The following is a 17,307-nucleotide window of genomic DNA, read 5'->3' on the forward strand; positions in this document are numbered from 1 at the left end:
GGTGCGTCCAGCCGCACTGCGAGCGAGTCGCAGAAGTTCGAGCCCCCGCCCCGTGGATTGCTAGTCGCTGTCGCTGTCGCTGAGTATCGAACTTGTGCTGGTGAGGGGGATGGGTGTCTGGTCGGGGTCGAGTCGGGGTGGCGGGGTGAGCCAGTAGTGGCCCGCATCGTCCCGGGTGATGCGCCAGTGTTCGTTGTGGAGTCTGAGGTGGTCGGCCCGGCAGAGCAGGATGCCGTCGGCCAGGTTGGTTTGCCCGGTGTCGTCTTTCCAGTGCTCGATGTGATGGGTTTCGGTCCAGGAGGGTGGCCGGTCGCAGCCTGGCCACCTGCAGCCGCCGTCGCGGATGGCGAGGGCCGCGCGTTGGGCGGGGGAGAAGGTGCGTTGTTCGCGGCCGAGGTCGAGGCCGTGTCCGTGGTCGTCGAAGGTGACGTCGAGGAGTCCGCTGTCGCAGAGGTTCCGCTCCAGGGTCTCGGCAGACACCGTGACCGCGGTCCCTTCGATGACGCCGGGCTGGAGCTCGGGCGCCGCGGATCCGGCGCCCGACCCGGCCTCGGCCGCGGGTTTCTCCGCGGCGGGAGTCGGGCCGCCCGGTTCAGTCCCACCGGCTGCGGCCCCGATCGACGCGGTCCCGACCTGAGTGGTTTCGGTCGGTGCGGTGTTTGTGGGTGCGGTCCCGGTCGGAACAGCGCTGGTTGACGCTGGCCCGCTGGGCGACGAACCGGTCGATACGACCCCGGTCGATACCGCCCCGGTTGGTGCGGTGCTGCTCGGGGCGGTGCCGGCGGGAGTGGTGATGGTGGGGCGGATGGTGACCATCCGGACGGCGGGGTTGCGGCCGCCGGCGATGCGCTTGGGGTCGGCTTTCACGCCCAGTTTGGTCAGGGCGAGGAATGCGTCCGCGGTGAGCTGCTCGGTCGTGCGCGGGTCGTCCTGCACCCGCTTGGCCCACGCCGCCTGTTCCTTGTCCACGAACCTGACCCCGCCGCGGCGGGGGCTGGTGATGGCGTCGTAGGTGCTCATCAGGTATTCGCCGTCTTCCGGGGCGAACAGGCCGACCATGCGCACCTGCCCGGTGTGGAGGCGGTAGAACCGCAGGGACCGGTCGTCATAGGCGGCCTTCTCGCGGGCGGCGATGCCGGCCTCATCGAGTACGTCCCGAACCCGGCGGGCCCGTTTGAACAGCTGGTCCGCGTTCAGGGTTCGTGCTTCGGTGAGGAGCCGGGCGAGGGCTGTGGCGAGTTTCTCCGGAGTGATCGCTTTGTCCAGGTCGCCCAGACCCTTCCGGAGCGCGTCGGCTTTCTCCACGCTGAGCCAGCCCTCGCCGAGCGCCCGGCCGATCGGGGCGTGCCAGGGCGCCACAGCGGCGGCCGGCACCGGCGGCAGGTGCGGGGCTGTCCCGTCGAGGGGCGGCTGCCCGCCGGTCCCTGGCTGTCCGTCTGGCACTGCCTGACCGTCGTTCCCGTCGTGGGGTGGGGTGCCGTCGTGTAGTTTCTGCGCCTCGGCGGCTTCCCGGGCGGCTTTCTCGGCGGCATCGGCCTCGACGAGCAGCCGGCCCACGCCGAGCAATTTGACCGCGTCGATCTTGCTCGACCCGGAGATGGCCTGGAGCAGGTCTTCCGGGGTCCGGTACCCCTGCCGGGCGGCGAGGCCCTTCCCGCCGAGTTCGGGCCGGGACCGGCGGGCGAGGGTCGCCGCCATCCACGCGGCACACGTCTCCAGCGCCCGCCGGGAATCCGCGATCAACGCGTGCCCGGCGAGCACCTGCTCGTCGCTGAGCGCGTCATAGGCCGCCGATGACCCGCCCAGCGCCGCGACAGCATCCGGCACCAGCACGGTGAGGGATGCCCGGGGAGATGCACCGCCCTGCGGCTGATCCGGTGAAACGGGCGACTCCGGGAGGTTGCTCATGCCCCCACGTTACGACCGACCACCGACACTCTCTGAGAATGGCTCAGGTCTGTGGAAACTCCTTCTGATCAGGCACCTGTTGAGGAGTGGTTGGCCAGACGCGTGCCCAACTGGCTGGCTGCGGCTGGCCAGGTCGTGGCCAATGGGTGCCCGGCGTGCTCGCCCCGCCGCCGACGAGGGCCGTCTGTGCATGAACTGCACAGCAACTGTTGCTCTACTGGTTCTCGGTATCAGGGCACGCGGATGCGTGCTCGGGCGATAGGGGGAAACGCGTGTCGACTAAGAAACAACTCGGGACCGTTGGCGGGATCTTGATCCTCGGAGTGCTTGCGGCGATGGCGCCGGTGGCCGGACAGGCGCTGTCGATGACCGTCAGCAGTCTCGCCGGGTTTCAGCGAAGCGTGCGCACACGTATCTTCCCCCGGCACAACGTTGACAAGCCAACCCGCGAGGGTGACAGCTCGAATCGCTAATCGCTGACTTCTGATCGCTAATCGTTAATCGCTCATCCCTGATCGGTACGCAGAATCGAGCATGTCGTTCGTCGACCGCTCGCCAGAGGTCGTGGATCACATGCTTGTTCACGTCCTCGCGGCCAGAACCGCGTCACGGACGAGTCATTAACGCCGGAACTCCGCGCTGTCGCCATGATCCGCGCTAACGATTTCTTCCTGCAGGGCTACCCGGTGTGGGACCAGCGTGGCTCGTCCAGCCCGAGATCGCGCGCTGGTCCGGCTCGTAGTTCGACGCCTTCGATTGCGATCGGTTGGCGGAGCCGTAGGGCCGGTCCCCAGCTCGTCGCTTCGTGCTGTGGATCGAAATCATCCTTCGTCAGCGGTGGAAACGGGGTGTGATCGGCTTCGGCTCGGTGTGAGATGAGGAGTTCGGCGGTGCGCGCGAGGGAGAGTCGTGCTGAGCGCCCGATTCCCGTGCTGCGCCGGTGGGTGAGCGCGTTGACCGCTGCGGCAGCGGCGAAGTACCCGGTGGCGTGGTCAAGTGCCTGCACGGGGAGGGGAACCGGGCGAGTCGAGCCCGCCTCCCGCATGCCCGCGTCGGAAATGCCGGTACTCATCTGAACGAGACTGTCAAAGCCCCTGCGGTCGGCGTACGGGCCGCTCCAGCCGTAGGCATCGATGGCAATGTCGATGAGCCCGGGACGGATCTGTTGACGTTCGTGTTCGCCGAACCCGAGTCGTTCAAGTGCGCTCGGTCGGTAGCCGTGAACGATGACATCCGCAGTCGCGAGTAACGCCGTGAACGAAGCGCGATCCTCGTCGTCAGTGAGGTTCAACCGGGTGGTGCGCTTACCGAGGGTAACTTCTGGCAATACGCTCTCGTTCCATTCCGGCGGGTCGACTCGGAGGACATCCGCGCCGAGGAGCGCCAAGAAACGGGTCGCGATCGGGCCGGCGAGCACGCGAGTCAGATCAAGGATCCTGACTCCGGTGAGCGGCCGGAGCATCGTTCCCATCTGACGTGGAGCCGGGCCGGATCCGAGATCTTTCCAGGTGATGAGTGGTTCCGCGGCAACGGCGATGCCCTGAGCGCTTGTCGACCATTCGTCGATCGTGCGCATGACTGCCGCGCAGCCGCCCGCCGCGATGACGGCCGCCTCGAGTTCGTCACCGTTCCAGGACAAGACGGCGGCGGTGACACTCTCCGGCGAGTTGTCGGTGTTGAGCACGGCGAGCGCGGCAGCCCGGTGGTGGGGTGCGTTGGTGTGCAGGCGCACCCAGCCGTCGCGTGTTCGGTAGTCGCCCGCGATCGCATCCCAGGCCGGAGGCAGCGTCCACCCCATCGGTCGGATCGATGTGGCGAACCAGGCCGAAGCGAGCCGGCGATCCACGGTCACGTGCGCGGAGCCGGCATAGTCCGCAGCGGCGAGTGCGGCTGAATGTATCGCGGCGCTTGCGAGCTCGGAGACAGGAAAGGCCGAGGCCAATCCGCCGGCGGTTGTGACGCCGGGGTCGAGTCGAGCGACCCCCGGCAGGGATGCGAGTACTTCGGTGAGCAGGGCGTCTTCAGCCGGCATGGCGGTACCTCCGATTCGAGGCTCCCGTGCGGGGTCCCTGTCGTCAAGCTCGACGAGCAAAATCACCGTGCATTGTTGCGACGAGGCTGATCACTCGTGCTGTGGACACTGCTGACTGCATCGCTCTGTGGACATCATGCCGCCGCCGACCTGCGACCTCGACCCTCACTGCACTAGGTTCAAGGACATGACCTCCCGTGGCGCCCAAGTCATCGTCAGTCGTCCAATCTCTGGACACGCAGTGGTCTCTCTGTTGGTGGCCCTGGTCGCTGTTGCGAGTCTCGCAACGCCGGTCGTTTCTCTCGGCTTCGGCATCGTGGGCTTCGTCATGGCATTGATGTCGCGGCGGCGACTGGTACTGGAACCACGTCTCCGCGGTAGTCGCCTGGCGTTGGCTGGTGCGGTGCTTAGTGGTCTTGCAGTCGTGGTTTCAGCGCCTGGCGTGATTGTGGGCTTCCTTGCGTTCGTCGCGCGAGCAATCCGACTTCAGCTCGGCTGAGTCCGAACGCCCAAAGTGTGGTTCCTCGCTGCCATGGGCGCGGGCAACGGGTGTCTCCTGGCGCCTCGTTTTTGCACAACGATGCGGTAAGTGATTCACTTGCCGGCATGGAAACCGAAACCGAAAGCGCAGCCGATGAGGGTGCGGCTTCAGCGCGTGACGCACTGGCGGCGATTGCCGCCGACCGCCAACGGCTCGGGCGCCGACTGAAATCGCAAACGTGGTGGAGCGCACCGGCACAGGCCCTCGCTGTCGCTGCGGTGATCTACTCGCCAGCGGCTGGCATCGCGCTTCCCATGACAATGGTGCTGTCTCTCGCCACCCTGGCCCTCGTGGCTATCGACTACGTCGTGCGTAGGCGAATGCGCATGGTGGCCGTTCCGGGGCCTACGGGACCGATGAGCCTCGCGATCATCGTCGTACTCTCCGCGGCCATGATCGGAGCATTCGCCCTCGCGGTTGTCTTCGAGGTGAACGAGCAACGCCCGTGGCTGATTGTCACTTCCGCCGCTGGCTTCGCAGTCGCCCTCATCTGCTCAGCCCTCTACGATCTGGCCAACGCGCGGGAACTGCTTCGTGTCCGTTGATGCCCGCTTCGACGAGTCGATCCACGCACCAACCCGGCTGAGGCTCTGCGCGCTGCTCCTCGCAACGGGCACTGCAGAATTCAGCTCGATTGCGAGTCTGCTGGAACTGAGCGAGGCGACACTGTCCAAGACCATTCGAAACCTTGCTGATCTCGGCTACGTCCAGACGTCGAAGCAAGCATCGGCCGCACGGGATGATGCCAGAAGGACCACGACAGTCGCGCTCACGCCGCGTGGCAGCGCCGCAACCGACGGTCATTTGGCAGCGCTCCGCGAAATTGCAGCACCACCGGGGTCCCACTGAGGGAAGGAGCGGTGACTACAAGCGTGGAGTTCCAGTAACGCTTCGCGCTGACCGTTTCATGGCTGCCTGGCACCAGTGCGCAGTCTCCCCGGAAGAGCTGAACGCAGAACCGTGTCAGTGGACCGGAAGGTGACGGGTGGTCGGCCACAACGTGCCAAGAATCAATCGCGGAGGAGCGCTCTGATGTCGGGCCGATCAGCTTCGGCTGACTGAGACCTGACGCCGTTCAAGAGGAACTCCCACATTTCCTCGAGTCGGTCCGAGATGTCCGCCCAGTGTGTGCGTGCCTGGGAGAGCGCCTGCACGCCAGAGAAGGTGGCGATCACGAAGGTCGCGACGCGACTCGCGTCGTGCTGTGACGAGATATCGCCCTCGACCATGGCGCGTCTGACGAAGAGTTCGCAGATGGCGATCCAGTCTTCGTAAGGCTGCTTCGCGGTTTCGGCGAAGACATCGGCCGATTCGGTGCTCAGCCGGAGTCCTGCACGCACAAGGGCACTGGTCGTGATCTGCGATGCGAGTTCACGAGAAAGAGCGATCATGGCGGGGATGCCGCGTGCCGGCATATCGAGGAGGCGCTTGCCGGCTTCGAGAAAAAGCTGATGCTGGCGATCTATGACTTCCTGCGCCAACGCTTGCTTGGAATCAAAGTGGAAATAGAGCGCACCTTGCGTGACTCCGGCCTCTCGCAACACCTCTCCCAGGGTCGCCTGTGCATATGTCTGGTTGGAGAAAACGACCGCAGCCGCCTGCACGATTGATTCTCGTGTGGCGTGGGCTCGAGCTTGTTTAGCCATTACTCTCCATCGCTAGCTACTCGAGAAAGGGTATCCGGTTATCGAATGCCGAGGATCAGCCCGCGATCGGAGGCGAGGCGGAACGCACTCTGCGAGTATCTATGCATGGGGGATACATCGGGCACGGCGCAGCGATCGGTCGTGCACTGGGCGGTTGTGAATTCCGGACTTGTCGGGCTCGCACTTGCCGTGGTGTGGCTCGTTCGATCCAAATCGGTGGTCTGCGCCATTTCCAGTTTTTCAGCCTGTCCTTCGGCGGATGCGAGGCTCGTTCCCGCACTGGTCTCATCCGTTGTGCTCGTGTTGCTGTGGGGTGGCGCACTTGTCGCCGGGTATTTCGTTCCGGCCGCTCAACGTTCCCCGGTGCTGAGCGGGGTGAGCCTGGTCCTGGCCATTTCAGGAATTATTGCCAGTCTCGTTGTCCTGTTCTCTGCTGGCTTCGTCGCGTGGCCGGTGTGGGGATAGCTGATCCGCTCCCACACGCGGCAGCGCCGCACCCGGGGCATCGGCGATTGAAGCCAGTGCTCAGCAGCCGTCAGACCGGTGGATGCTCGCAGTCAGTCGGCGGGACCGCCGGAACCCTTCGGCGCTTCGTACGGCGGAAAAGCTGATGCTCTGACCGCTATCTTCAGTGGAATGGAAACACCGAAAGAAGGAGTCGGGCGATGACCCAGTATCGAGCGGTGTTCGACGCGGAGATCACGTTCTCCAACGAGGGTGGGCTACAGGCGCAGGGCTTTCGAGTCGACGTCGCGGATGCCCACGCGACCGACGAGCAAATCGGTCGCCTGTTCGTCACGTCGCTCGACTTACTGATGACGGAGACGGTGTCTCTCCGCAACGTGCGAATCATCGAAGAGCCGCACAAAGGCACACGCGGCGGTCCGAGCGACCCTCCGCGGTAGGGGAGCGGTACTCGTACGCAGCGGGCGCAGGCGCAGGCGGCGTGCCGGCGCCGGCCACGTCGAAGGCTCCGAACGCCGCGGGGTCACGCGGCGGGAAACGTCACCTTCGTCAGGTTCTCTGACGCCGCCCAGATTCGTCGTGCATCCTCCTGGCTCGTGAGGCGGGAGTAGAGCTTCTGCGCCCCGGGTCCGCCACCGAGGTGTCCCGGCCCGCTCGGACCATAGAACCGGGAACCAGGGGCGTCGGGATTCGTCGCCGCGTACAAGGCCGGAAGGCCAGCGGTTTCCACGGTGCCGACCAGGATGCCCCTCCGGGAGAGAGCGCCGATCACGCGCTTGCCGACGGAATCCTCGGCGCGGCCGAGCTCTGGTCGCGCGGCGAGCAGATTCGTCGGCGCGATTCCGGGGTGGCAGAGGTTGCTCGTGATGCCCCAGCCGCCCGTGCGACTGCGACGGTCGAGTTCGAGGCCGAAGAGCCCGAACGCAATCTTCGACTGACTGTATGCGCGCATCCCGTTGTACGACCGCTCCCAATTGAGATCCACCCAGTTGATCGCCTTCTCGTTCGCCGCGACACTGACCTGGGAGGTCACGCGCGCCCTGCCTTCCCGCAGCAAGGGAAGAAGGTGACCGACCAGGGCGAAGTGGCCGAGGTGGTTCGTGCCGAACTGCAACTCGAACCCATCCGCCGTTGTCTGGCGACGAGGCGGAGTCATGACGCCGGCGTTGTTGATGAGGATATGGATCGGCTCGCCTTCCGCGCTCAGCGTCTCGCCGAGGGCAGCGACAGACTCCAGTGAGGAGAGGTCGAGTTCGCGGAGGGACACGAGCGCGTCGGGCACGGAGCGACGGATGGTCGCGAGGGCGGCCGCACCCTTTGCGGCGTTGCGAACGGGCAGCAGGACATCGGCCCCAGCGGCTGCGAGCCGGGCGGCGATCCCGAGTCCGATTCCGTCGCTCGCGCCGGTGATCACGGCACGTGTACCGGTGAGGTCGGGGACGGTGATGTCGATCGATGTGCGTGGCATGGTTGCTCCTGCTGTCTGGGTCCTTCAGTCTGGCGACGATTCCCGCCGTCATTCAGGGACGGACGATCCCCCCATCGAAAGGAAGGGGGGATTGTCGATCCATGGATGGGGACGGCGCGGAGCGAGTAGAAATGACTCATACCGAAGGAGCACATGGAGATCGACAGGGCGGGTTTGGCGGAGTTCCTTCGCCGACGCCGGGAAGCACTCCAGCCCGAAGACGTGGGTCTGCCGCGCGGCCAGCGGCGCCGCACACTGGGGCTGAGGCGTGAGGAAGCAGCATCGCTGAGTTTCATGTCCACTGACTACTACTCGCGACTGGAGCAGGAGCGTGGACCGCAACCATCCGAGCAGATGATCGCGTCGATCGCGCAGGGTCTGCATCTGTCCTTCGACGAGCGGGACCACCTCTTCCGTCTTGCCGGACATAACCCTCCCGCGCGTGGCGGGGGAGGCGATCACATCGGGCCCGGCCTGCTGCGCATCTTCGACCGGCTGCACGACACCCCGGCGGAGATCGTCACGGAGCTCGGCGAGACACTGCGCCAGACCCCGCTGGGCGTTGCCCTCACCGGAGACCTCACCAGCTTCAGCGGACTGGACCGCAGCCTCGGCTACCGGTGGTTCACCGACCCCGCCACGCGAGAGCTCTACGCACCGGAAGAACATGCATTCATGGCCAGGATGTTCGCCTCCGGGCTTCGGGGTACCGTCACGGTGCGCGGCCGCGGCTCCAGGGCGGCCCACCTCGCTGACGTGCTGCTCGATGTGAGCGAGGAGTTCCGTGACGCATGGAATCTCCATGAGATCGGCATCCGGCCGCGCGAGGTGAAGCACTTCGTCCACCACGAACTCGGCAGTCTGGAACTGACGTGCCAGACGCTGCTCGACCCGAACCAGTCGCACTTCCTGCTCGTCTACACCGCCGTGCCAGGCAGCGAGAGCTACGACAAGCTGCAGCTGCTGTCGGTCATCGGTTCTCAGGCGCTCATCTAGATCGGCTTTGGCCGCCAGCGGAGCGTTGGAAGTGCTCTGCTCTATTAGGTATTCGCTGCCGCGTCGACCCACACTCGGACTGGCAGGTCTCAAGTTCCGGTCCGAGTGGGATGTCACAACTTTCAGTGTCTGCGGACGTCGATTCTGCCGGGTCGCAGCTTCACCGGGCCAGATGATTTCAACCGTCAGGGGCCGGTTGACTGCCGAGGTCCAACGCCAGGACGCTTCTGCACAACGGACCTTCCCGTGCAGGATTGCGCACGAGCTCTGATGCGATCGACAGGAAGCGTCGAAGAAGACGACTGCGACGTCTATTCCACAGTCCCGGACCGGTATCGGGTAGGCAATCGCACAGCGACGGCAGGGGATACTTTACTTCGTGACCAACTCACTGCTGACCTTCAACATCGTCGATGGACGGATTGTGGTGGTTTTCAGCGCACTGAGTATCGCAGCGTTGATCTATCTCATCGTGCGACGGGAACCACGATTGGTCGTTGGAAGGAGAGCGCTTCGACGACGTCCTACTTTCCGACGGGTGCGTACCCTTCTTATTGCCGCTGGGCTCGGGGCGATCGCGGCGGTTGTCACTCTGAGCATCACAGAACTTGGCCTCAACGTGTTCGGGACACCGTTGCAATCCGATACGCGGTACTGGGTAACCGGAGCCTTTGCGGCTGTTGGCGTCGCCATCGCGAGCCTGTGGCGTTCACGAGGGTGGAGAAGAGTCATTGCCGCGACCACGATCCCTCTCGTTCTCGTGACGGCGATGTTCGGTATCAATGCTGGGTATGGGCTCAACCCGACACTGGCTTCCTTGTTCAATATTAACGTCGGGCAACCGCTGACGGTGCCGCCTCAGACCGCCCCGATATCCCAGGTTCCGTCCGAGTCCGCGGCGCCGCTCTGGACGACATGGAAAGCGCCGGCCGGAATGCCAGCCAAGGGCCAGTACGGAACCGTGACGATTCCGAATAAGGCGTCGGGGTTCGCGGCGAGGCCGGCATATTTATACTTACCGCCAGCGGCGCTTGTGCCCGATCCTCCAGTTTTGCCGATTCTGATCATGATGATGGGTCAGCCGGGCGGCCCCGATCAGAGTTCCCTGTTTGTCCAGACCCTTGATTCGATGGCGGCTGCCAACCACGGCCTGTCACCGATCGTGCTCACGATTGACCAAATAGGCAGTCCAGAGAAGAATCCCTTGTGCATAGACTCGCCCGCCGGGCGAGTGTACACGTACGTCATGAGCGACGTTCTCGACTACATTCATGCGACCCTGCACGTGGCCAACGGGCGCCAGAACTGGGCGATAGGAGGCTACTCCAACGGTGGCACATGCGCCCTATCCTTCGGGGCAGAACACCCGGAAGTTTTCGGGTCGCTGCTGGACATCTCCGGGGAGATTGCGCCCTCGCTGGGCTCAGAGAGCGCAACCCTTCGCAACGGCTTTGCAGGAAACCAAGCTGCCTACGACGCCGAGAAACCGCTCAACATTATGAAGGCTCATCACTACACCGACATGTATGCAATCTTCACGTCTGGGGAGAAAGACCCCACGTACACCGCCGAGGCAACGACGGCCGAAGCAGCGGCCAAGACAGCCGGTATGACAACGGTCCGGCTAACCGGGCCCGGGGTCACACACGCAGCAGACGCTGTGAAGTTTGGATTCCCCACAGGACTTAACGTGCTCTACCCCCGATTTGGACTTCAGAAACCCTCCTCGTGAACGCATCGCGACAGGCGGTCACCAACTGCGTTCGCCACGGAGGACCCGGCCCCATGTCGCGGGCCCGAAACTGCCTGGCGTGAGAGAGGAATCGTCACGCGGTTCCAATCAACGCTGAAGTCCTAGGCCGCTCTCGGAGGTTCGCCAAGGCCGCTGAAACGAGCCCACGCCCGCAAATTAGCGAACGCCCAACCTGATAGCTCGTTCAAGCAGCACGTTGGTTCATGCAGCGTCGTCATAGTGAACTCTGACGCCGTGGAGTATCGGCACTTTCGTCGGCAGCACTGTGACCACAACGTTCGTCTGCACAAGGTCATCAAGCTTTGGCCGTTGTCAGAGAGTCTCGACCTGATGTCATCGCGCTGGATTTGATGTTGCCCGACATCCACGGACTATAAATGCTCAGTCACCCATAGGCAAACGGGGATACTGCATGCATGTGGACTTTGACCGCGAACGCTTCGTTAGGTGACCGGATCGCCGTTCTAACTCAGATCTGACTGCTGCCTCCTCCTTCTCCAATCAAACGGACCTCCCGCTCGGAGAGACCAGGCCGTCACGTGGTTGTCAGAATTTGGAAGCGCCCGCATCGTTAGCGCTGCTGCTTCTCGAGGCCGAGGCCGAGGCGCGCGGCAAGAATGTCGAAAGCTTTGGTGAGTCCCCCGACGAGAGCCCCGACCGTATGTCCTTCCCCTGGGACTTCGAATAAGCTGGTTTCCATGCCGGCATCCAAGGCGTCCGAGCTGAGCGCCTTCTGCGCAGGGCCGATGAAGGCATCATCCTCACCGAACGTAAATACGGCATCAGTATCTGGAAAATGCGTGACCGACATGATGGTGGCGGGTTTTGTCGCGTCGTAGGCAGCCTGATCCCCGCCAAAGACGCCGGCGAGTACATCGGGCTCGGACTCGATTCCCGCATACGTAGTTCCGGAAACGCTGATTACGTTGCCCCACGTTCCCGGGAACTTGGTCGCTAGAGATATCGCACACTGCCCACCGTTGGAGAAACCAGCGACCGTCCAGGCAGCCCGATCGCTGCGAAGATTCAAATGGGTACGCGCCCACGCGATGACGTCCTGTTCAAGATACGTTTGAACGTTCCCATGTATCGCCGTGTCGAGACAGAGCGAATCGACATTCGGATCGCCGAGCTGGTCGGCAACGACCACAATCGGCGCCAGACCCTGGTGAGTGGCCGCAAAGGAGTCAAGAACCGAACCGATGTAGGTAGCGTCTGGACTTCCTGGCTGGCCCATCATCATGAGCACAAAGGGCAGTTCTGGGGGGTCGGGCGCCAACGCTGCGGGAGGCAGATAAACCTCGGCATCGCGTGCGACGAATCCGGACGCGGTCGCCGGAATGTGCACCGTTTCGATCGACCCAACTGTTGGGACGACGACCTGGTCCTTCCCCGCTGTCCAAGGAAATCCCGTAAGGGAGATGGCGGCAATCAGGGTCGATGTCGTCACAAGCCCGACCACCAGAGCCGACCGGCGGCCATAACGTGAGAGGCGCATCGTTTGGTCCTGCCTTGGCAGCCAGACTTTGGAGTACCGCACTAACAGTATCGGGAACCCTTCCTCCCATAAACCATCGTCTTGGACCTCGAAACCCTGCACAACGATGAGATGTTCTATCGCCGGACATCGCTGACAGTTCTGCATAATTGGATCGGCGAGCGTCTATGGTGTTCGGTTGTGATCCGGACGTCCTCGTTCACAATTGGGGGATGGGTGCGAGGGGATGTCGCCGTCTGCCTCGAGACCAGGCCGCATATACCCCTGGCTTGCGTGGGAGACCGGGCTGGAACGACTCTCTTGGAGCCGACGATGGCTTTCGGACCTTCCCCCCGCGTCAATGAACCTCGCGATGAGGTGAAACTCCTCCCCTCGAGGGTGTTGTCGACCGCGACCATCTTCGTGAATCCGATCGTTGCTCATCGAGACTCACGGTCGCGACGCCTGTGAGCGCGTCGAACATACTCGCGGAATTGCGCTCTCTGATTGCCCGCGTTACGATCAAGTTTCCGGGGGATGTGCAAGTAGGTGCACCGTGTCAGGTTCGATTTCCTGAATCCTCCACTATCGGTGTTGGGGAACGGTGTGCGTGGACCGTGTCGTACGGGCAACGAGTTTGCTCAAGGGCTCAGCAGGCCTGAGGCTTCTTGGCGTCAGTCCGCTTCAGCAACATCGGCTGCTGTGGTCGTGATCCTCGTCCTCTACCTGCTCGTTCCTGAGGTCGAGCTCATCCCACGTTGGCCGGATCCCCAAAGCACGCGTCGCACGTTCGGCGCCGTACCCCAAAACGATCAGCGAGCCGGCGCAACGATGCAAGGGAAAGTGAAAGCCGATCAAGGCATGCGTGGTCACGCCTCCGCGGCCATGACTCTCGACACCTGCGCGGACCGTTTCGACGACGACTGAGACGCCCTGGCAGACCGCCTCGATCACGCAGTCGCTGCTGCACGTGCGGGAGAAATTTGGGCATACGACGCGTGATTTGCCCGAGTTTCGCTTTATACCTGGCCTGTGCTGGTACCGGTGGTGGGACTCGAACCCACACGTCCTCTCGAACAAAGCATTTTGAGTGCTCCGCGTCTGCCATTCCGCCACACCGGCTCACAACACCTGGTTCAGAATACCGTAGGCTTTGACCCGTGACCGACCAAGATTCAACCCCAGTACCTCCTCGCCGTGTTGTCGTGGCCGAGGATGAGTCCCTCATTCGTCTCGACATCGTCGAAATCCTCCGTGACGCCGGATTCGAGGTGGTCGGCGAGGCCGGCGACGGCGAAACCGCTGTCGCCCTGGCGACCGAGCTCCGACCCGACCTGGTGATCATGGACGTCAAGATGCCGCACCTCGACGGCATCTCCGCCGCGGAGCGGATCACCAAGGCGCACATCGCCCCGGTCGTCCTCCTGACCGCCTTCAGCCAGAAGGAACTCGTCGAGCGTGCGACGGAAGCCGGAGCACTCGCATACGTCGTCAAGCCGTTCACCCCGAACGACCTGCTTCCCGCGATCGAGATCGCGCTGTCGCGGTACAGCCAGATCATCACCCTCGAGGCCGAGGTCGCCGACCTCGTCGAGCGCTTCGAGACCCGCAAGCTCGTCGACCGGGCCAAGGGCCTGCTCAACGAGAAGATGGGCCTCACCGAGCCGGAGTCGTTCCGCTGGATCCAGAAGGCGTCGATGGACCGCCGCCTCACGATGCACGATGTCGCCCAGGCGATCATCGAACAGCTTTCCGCAAAGAAGTAACGCACCAGCAGAAACGAAAGGCGGGTCCGGTCAATGGCGACCGGGCCCGCCTTTGTCGTGCGGCGTGTGGCGTGTGGCGTGCGACGAGCGACGTGCGTGCCGATCAGGCGATGCCGGGGCGGTCGGTGATCAGGTTGGTGATCCGGATCGTGGAGCAGCGCCTGCCCTGATCGTCGTCGATCTCGATCGAGTGCGTCGTGAGGGTGCGCCCGAGGTGGATCGGCGTGCAGACGCCGGTGACCCACCCACTCGTGGCCGAGCGCGTGTGCGTCGCGTTGATCTCGATGCCGACGGCGAGCTTGCCCGGTCCCGCGTGCAGGTTCGCGGACATCGACCCGAGGCTCTCGCCGAGCACGACGAACGCGCCGCCGTGCAGGAGCATCGCCGGCTGGGTATTGCCGAGCACGGGCATCCGTGCCACGGCCCGTTCGAGGCTGAACTCGAGGAATTCGATGCCCATCTTGTCGGCGAGGGCTCCTCCGCCGCGCTGCTGCACCCAGCTGAGGGCGTCTTCGGTCGTCTGGGTCATGGTCGCCTTGGATAGGGCCCTGCGCCGTCGGACGACGCTTGTAGGCTGTCTGTGTGTCGGATTCCGAAAAGCCTACCCTGATGATCATCGACGGCCATTCCCTGGCCTACCGGGCGTTCCATGCGCTCCCGGTCGACAGTTTCCAGACCAGGGACGGCCAGCACACCAACGGCATCCACGGGTTCATCTCGATGCTGCTGAGCCTGCTGCGCACCGAGAACCCCTCGCACATCGCCGTCGCCTTCGACATCTCACGGGCCTCCTTCCGCACCCGTGAGTACCCGGAATACAAGGGCACCCGGGCGAGCACCCCGCCGGAGTTCAAGGGTCAGGTGCCGCTCCTGCAGGAGGCCCTCGCCGCGATGAACATCAAGACCCTCACGAAGGAAGACTTCGAGGCGGACGACATTCTCGCGACCCTCTCGGTCAGGGGCACGAAGGAGGGCTTCCACGTCTTCGTGGTCTCCGGCGACCGGGATGCGATCCAGCTCGTGAACGAGAACGTCACGCTGCTCTACCCGGCCAGCCAGGGCGTCTCTGCCCTCACCCGGTACGACCCCGCCCGCGTGCGCGAGAAGTACGGCATCGACCCCGCCCAGTATCCGGATGTCGCGGCCCTCGTCGGCGAGACGAGCGACAACCTGATCGGCATCAGCAAGGTCGGCGAGAAGACCGCGGTCAAGTGGCTGGGCCTCTACGGCAGCCTCGACGGCATCCTCGAGCACGCCGACGAGATCAAGGGCGTCGTCGGCAACAACCTGCGGGAGCAGAAGGAGAACGCAATCCGCAATCGCCGCCTCAACCGCCTCGTGACCGACCTCGAACTTCCCGTCGAACTTCCCGACCTCGTCCGTGCCCCCATCAACGAGGCCGCCGTGCGGGACGTGTTCGGACGGCTCGAGTTCAAGAGCCTGCTCGACCGCGTGATCAAGCTCGAGGGCGGGGGAGCCGAGGCCACCGCGACCGTCGTCCCGATCGAGCGCGACGACGTCCCCACCGCCCCCGTCGCCAAGGACCTCCTCGACGAGGAACTCGGCGCCTGGCTCTCCCGTGCGACCGCCGCCAACCCGGGCGGACTGGGACTCCAGGTCGAGGTCCAGGACGGCAAGGCGATCGGCTTCGGCGTCTCAGGGCCGCTGGAATCGGTGAACCTGCCCTGGCAGCCCGGACGCACCGACTACCTGCCGTTTGAAGACTGGCTGGCGAGCGACGCGCCCAAGATCATGCACGACGCCAAGCACCAGCTCAAGGCCCTGAGCCGCAGCGGCCTCGGCTTCGGCGGTCTTGCGACGGACACTCTCGTCGCCGCGTGGCTGCTGCGCCCGGGCGGACCGGACAAGACCCTCGCCGACCTCGTCACCCGTTACCTCGACGAGACGCTCGCCGTCGCCGACCCCAACCAACTCGTGCCGGACGAGTCCCAGTCCGGCGGCGTGCCTGCCGAGGCCTGGTACGCCTACCGGCTGTCGGCGGTCCTCGCGTCGAAGCTCGATCCGGGCTCCCAGTCGGTGCTCACCGACATCGAGATACCCACCCTGTTGACCCTCGTCGACATGGAACTCACCGGCGTCGCCGTGTCGCACGAGGAGCTCTCCACCCTGTCGGCCCAGCTCGGCGAGCGGGCGGCGGAGTATGCCGCCGGTGCGTATGCCGAGATCGGCAGGGAGGTCAACCTCGGCTCGCCCAAGCAACTCCAGGAAGTGCTCTTCGAGCAGCTCGGCATGCCGAAGACCCGCGCCAACAAGACCGGGTACACGACGGATGCCGGTGCCCTCGCCGATCTCCAGGCGAGCAACCCGCACCCCTTCCTCGGTCTCCTGCTGCAGCACCGCGACGCCACCAAGCTCCGTCAGATCGTCGAGACGCTCGACAAGGCGATCGACGCGACCGGACGCATCCACACCAACTACGTGCAGATCGGCACCGCGACGGGCCGGATCTCCTCTGCCGACCCGAACCTGCAGAACATCCCGGTGCGCACCGAAGAAGGCCGCCGGATCCGCGCGGCCTTCCACGCCGGCCCGGACGCCGAGTGCCTCCTGACGGCGGACTACTCCCAGATCGAGATGCGCATCATGGCGCACCTCTCCGAGGACGCCGGGCTGATCGAAGCCTTCAACGCCGGAGAGGACCTGCACCGCTTCGTCGGCGCATCCGTCTTCGGGGTCACGCCGGAGGACGTCACGAACGAGATGCGCAGCAAGGTCAAGGCCATGTCCTACGGGCTCGCGTACGGCCTGAGTGCCTTCGGCCTCTCCAAGCAGCTGCGCATCGACCAGAAGGAAGCCCGCCAGCTCATCACGGACTACTTCGCCCGGTTCGGCGCCGTGCGCGACTACCTGCGGCACGTCGTCGAACAGGCCAAGGTCGACGGGTACACCGCCACGATCTTCGGCCGTCGTCGCCCGTTCCCCGAACTGCACAGTTCCAACCGGGTGCTCAGGGAGAACGCGGAGCGGGCCGCGCTCAACGCGCCGATCCAGGGCTCTGCCGCCGACATCATGAAGATCGCGATGAACAACATCGCCGAGGACCTGCGCGAGGAAGGCCTCGAGTCCCGGATGATGCTCCAGGTGCACGACGAATTGATCTTCGAAGTCGCCCCCGGCGAGTGGGACGCCCTCCGCACCGTCGTCACCCAGAGGATGGAGACGGCCGCCGCGCTGCTCGTACCGCTGGACGTTCAGGTCGGCAGGGGAGCGAACTGGGACGCCGCGGCGCACTGA

16 protein-coding genes and 1 tRNA gene are annotated in these 17,307 nt (G+C 64.5%); 10 read left to right on the forward strand and 7 right to left on the reverse strand.

What is annotated here, in order from left to right; all coding sequences use genetic code 11:
* Positions 1–60: 60 nt before the first annotated feature.
* Both MQH31_RS07230 and MQH31_RS07235 read right to left on the reverse strand, forming a co-directional pair.
* Entirely contained in the window at positions 61–1,908 is a 1,848-nt protein-coding gene (locus MQH31_RS07230; RefSeq protein ID WP_243011458.1) for a DUF222 domain-containing protein, read from the reverse strand.
* 679 nt (positions 1,909–2,587) lie between these two features.
* On the reverse strand, positions 2,588–3,940 hold the full coding sequence (locus MQH31_RS07235; RefSeq protein ID WP_243011459.1) for a CoA transferase: 1,353 nt from the start codon (positions 3,938–3,940) through the stop codon (positions 2,588–2,590).
* Between the two features lie 187 nt (positions 3,941–4,127).
* Here MQH31_RS07235 and MQH31_RS07240 point away from each other — a divergent pair, with 187 nt between their 5' ends.
* From MQH31_RS07240 to MQH31_RS07250, 3 genes are all read left to right on the forward strand, one after another.
* Positions 4,128–4,439, forward strand: coding sequence for a hypothetical protein (locus tag MQH31_RS07240; protein ID WP_243011460.1), 312 nt, complete (start codon positions 4,128–4,130; stop codon positions 4,437–4,439).
* Between the two features lie 107 nt (positions 4,440–4,546).
* Positions 4,547–5,026: a hypothetical protein gene (locus tag MQH31_RS07245; RefSeq protein WP_243011461.1), complete on the forward strand. Its 480-nt coding sequence runs from the start codon at positions 4,547–4,549 to the stop codon at positions 5,024–5,026.
* The gene (locus MQH31_RS07250) at positions 5,016–5,330 is read left to right on the forward strand and encodes a transcriptional regulator (protein WP_243011462.1); all 315 of its coding nucleotides are present in this window, start codon (positions 5,016–5,018) and stop codon (positions 5,328–5,330) included. Before MQH31_RS07245 ends, MQH31_RS07250 begins: the two co-directional genes overlap by 11 nt.
* Positions 5,331–5,491: 161 nt before the next feature.
* Here the strand turns inward: MQH31_RS07250 and MQH31_RS07255 are convergent, their stop codons facing one another.
* On the reverse strand, positions 5,492–6,127 hold the full coding sequence (locus MQH31_RS07255; protein WP_134531916.1) for a ScbR family autoregulator-binding transcription factor: 636 nt from the start codon (positions 6,125–6,127) through the stop codon (positions 5,492–5,494).
* A gap of 105 nt (positions 6,128–6,232) precedes the next feature.
* Between MQH31_RS07255 and MQH31_RS07260 the strand changes: the two genes are divergently transcribed.
* A complete protein-coding gene (locus tag MQH31_RS07260; RefSeq protein WP_243011463.1) occupies positions 6,233–6,592 on the forward strand; it encodes a hypothetical protein in 360 nt (119 codons plus the stop codon).
* 200 nt (positions 6,593–6,792) lie between these two features.
* Positions 6,793–7,032, forward strand: coding sequence for a hypothetical protein (locus MQH31_RS07265; protein ID WP_134531915.1), 240 nt, complete (start codon positions 6,793–6,795; stop codon positions 7,030–7,032).
* Positions 7,033–7,115: 83 nt separating this feature from the next.
* On the opposite strand, the gene MQH31_RS07270 is transcribed toward MQH31_RS07265, so the two are convergent.
* Complete coding sequence (locus MQH31_RS07270; RefSeq protein WP_243011464.1) at positions 7,116–8,060, reverse strand: SDR family oxidoreductase; 945 nt, start codon at positions 8,058–8,060, stop codon at positions 7,116–7,118.
* 153 nt (positions 8,061–8,213) lie between these two features.
* Between MQH31_RS07270 and MQH31_RS07275 the strand changes: the two genes are divergently transcribed.
* Together MQH31_RS07275 and MQH31_RS20855 are read left to right on the forward strand one after the other, a co-directional pair.
* A complete protein-coding gene (locus MQH31_RS07275; protein WP_243011465.1) occupies positions 8,214–9,056 on the forward strand; it encodes a helix-turn-helix transcriptional regulator in 843 nt (280 codons plus the stop codon).
* A 379-nt stretch (positions 9,057–9,435) separates the two neighbouring features.
* The gene (locus MQH31_RS20855; protein ID WP_243011466.1) at positions 9,436–10,788 is read left to right on the forward strand and encodes an alpha/beta hydrolase; all 1,353 of its coding nucleotides are present in this window, start codon (positions 9,436–9,438) and stop codon (positions 10,786–10,788) included.
* A 592-nt stretch (positions 10,789–11,380) separates the two neighbouring features.
* Here MQH31_RS20855 and MQH31_RS07285 read toward each other — a convergent pair.
* Positions 11,381–12,307, reverse strand: coding sequence for an alpha/beta hydrolase (locus MQH31_RS07285; RefSeq protein ID WP_243011467.1), 927 nt, complete (start codon positions 12,305–12,307; stop codon positions 11,381–11,383).
* A gap of 681 nt (positions 12,308–12,988) precedes the next feature.
* Here MQH31_RS07285 and MQH31_RS20985 point away from each other — a divergent pair.
* On the forward strand, positions 12,989–13,213 hold the full coding sequence (locus tag MQH31_RS20985) for a hypothetical protein (RefSeq protein WP_372488121.1): 225 nt from the start codon (positions 12,989–12,991) through the stop codon (positions 13,211–13,213).
* A gap of 109 nt (positions 13,214–13,322) precedes the next feature.
* On the opposite strand, the gene MQH31_RS07295 is transcribed toward MQH31_RS20985, so the two are convergent.
* Positions 13,323–13,408 (reverse strand) — tRNA-Leu (locus MQH31_RS07295).
* Positions 13,409–13,446: 38 nt separating this feature from the next.
* On the opposite strand from MQH31_RS07295, the gene MQH31_RS07300 reads away from it, so the two are divergent.
* Positions 13,447–14,052, forward strand: coding sequence for an ANTAR domain-containing response regulator (locus MQH31_RS07300; RefSeq protein WP_134366651.1), 606 nt, complete (start codon positions 13,447–13,449; stop codon positions 14,050–14,052).
* A gap of 103 nt (positions 14,053–14,155) precedes the next feature.
* On the opposite strand, the gene MQH31_RS07305 is transcribed toward MQH31_RS07300, so the two are convergent.
* Positions 14,156–14,581, reverse strand: a complete 426-nt coding sequence (locus MQH31_RS07305; RefSeq protein WP_134531912.1) for a hotdog fold thioesterase — start codon at positions 14,579–14,581, stop codon at positions 14,156–14,158.
* 53 nt (positions 14,582–14,634) lie between these two features.
* On the opposite strand from MQH31_RS07305, the gene polA reads away from it, so the two are divergent.
* Entirely contained in the window at positions 14,635–17,307 is a 2,673-nt protein-coding gene (gene polA / locus MQH31_RS07310; RefSeq protein ID WP_243011468.1) for a DNA polymerase I, read from the forward strand.

Source organism: Cryobacterium zhongshanensis, from assembly GCF_022760445.1.
Lineage (GTDB): Bacteria > Actinomycetota > Actinomycetes > Actinomycetales > Microbacteriaceae > Cryobacterium > Cryobacterium algoricola.

Bases quoted from the DNA above. Each gene is read 5' to 3' on its own strand.
- MQH31_RS07230 (WP_243011458.1), bottom strand. From the start codon at position 1,908: ATGAGCAACCTCCCGGAGTCGCCCGTTTCACCGGATCAGCCGCAGGGC.
- MQH31_RS07235 (WP_243011459.1), bottom strand. From the start codon at position 3,940: ATGCCGGCTGAAGACGCCCTGCTCACCGAAGTACTCGCATCCCTGCCG.
- MQH31_RS07240 (WP_243011460.1), top strand. From the start codon at position 4,128: ATGACCTCCCGTGGCGCCCAAGTCATCGTCAGTCGTCCAATCTCTGGA.
- MQH31_RS07245 (WP_243011461.1), top strand. From the start codon at position 4,547: ATGGAAACCGAAACCGAAAGCGCAGCCGATGAGGGTGCGGCTTCAGCG.
- MQH31_RS07255 (WP_134531916.1), bottom strand. From the start codon at position 6,127: ATGGCTAAACAAGCTCGAGCCCACGCCACACGAGAATCAATCGTGCAG.
- MQH31_RS07260 (WP_243011463.1), top strand. From the start codon at position 6,233: ATGGGGGATACATCGGGCACGGCGCAGCGATCGGTCGTGCACTGGGCG.
- MQH31_RS07265 (WP_134531915.1), top strand. From the start codon at position 6,793: ATGACCCAGTATCGAGCGGTGTTCGACGCGGAGATCACGTTCTCCAAC.
- MQH31_RS07270 (WP_243011464.1), bottom strand. From the start codon at position 8,060: ATGCCACGCACATCGATCGACATCACCGTCCCCGACCTCACCGGTACA.
- MQH31_RS07275 (WP_243011465.1), top strand. From the start codon at position 8,214: ATGGAGATCGACAGGGCGGGTTTGGCGGAGTTCCTTCGCCGACGCCGG.
- MQH31_RS07285 (WP_243011467.1), bottom strand. From the start codon at position 12,307: ATGCGCCTCTCACGTTATGGCCGCCGGTCGGCTCTGGTGGTCGGGCTT.
- MQH31_RS07305 (WP_134531912.1), bottom strand. From the start codon at position 14,581: ATGACCCAGACGACCGAAGACGCCCTCAGCTGGGTGCAGCAGCGCGGC.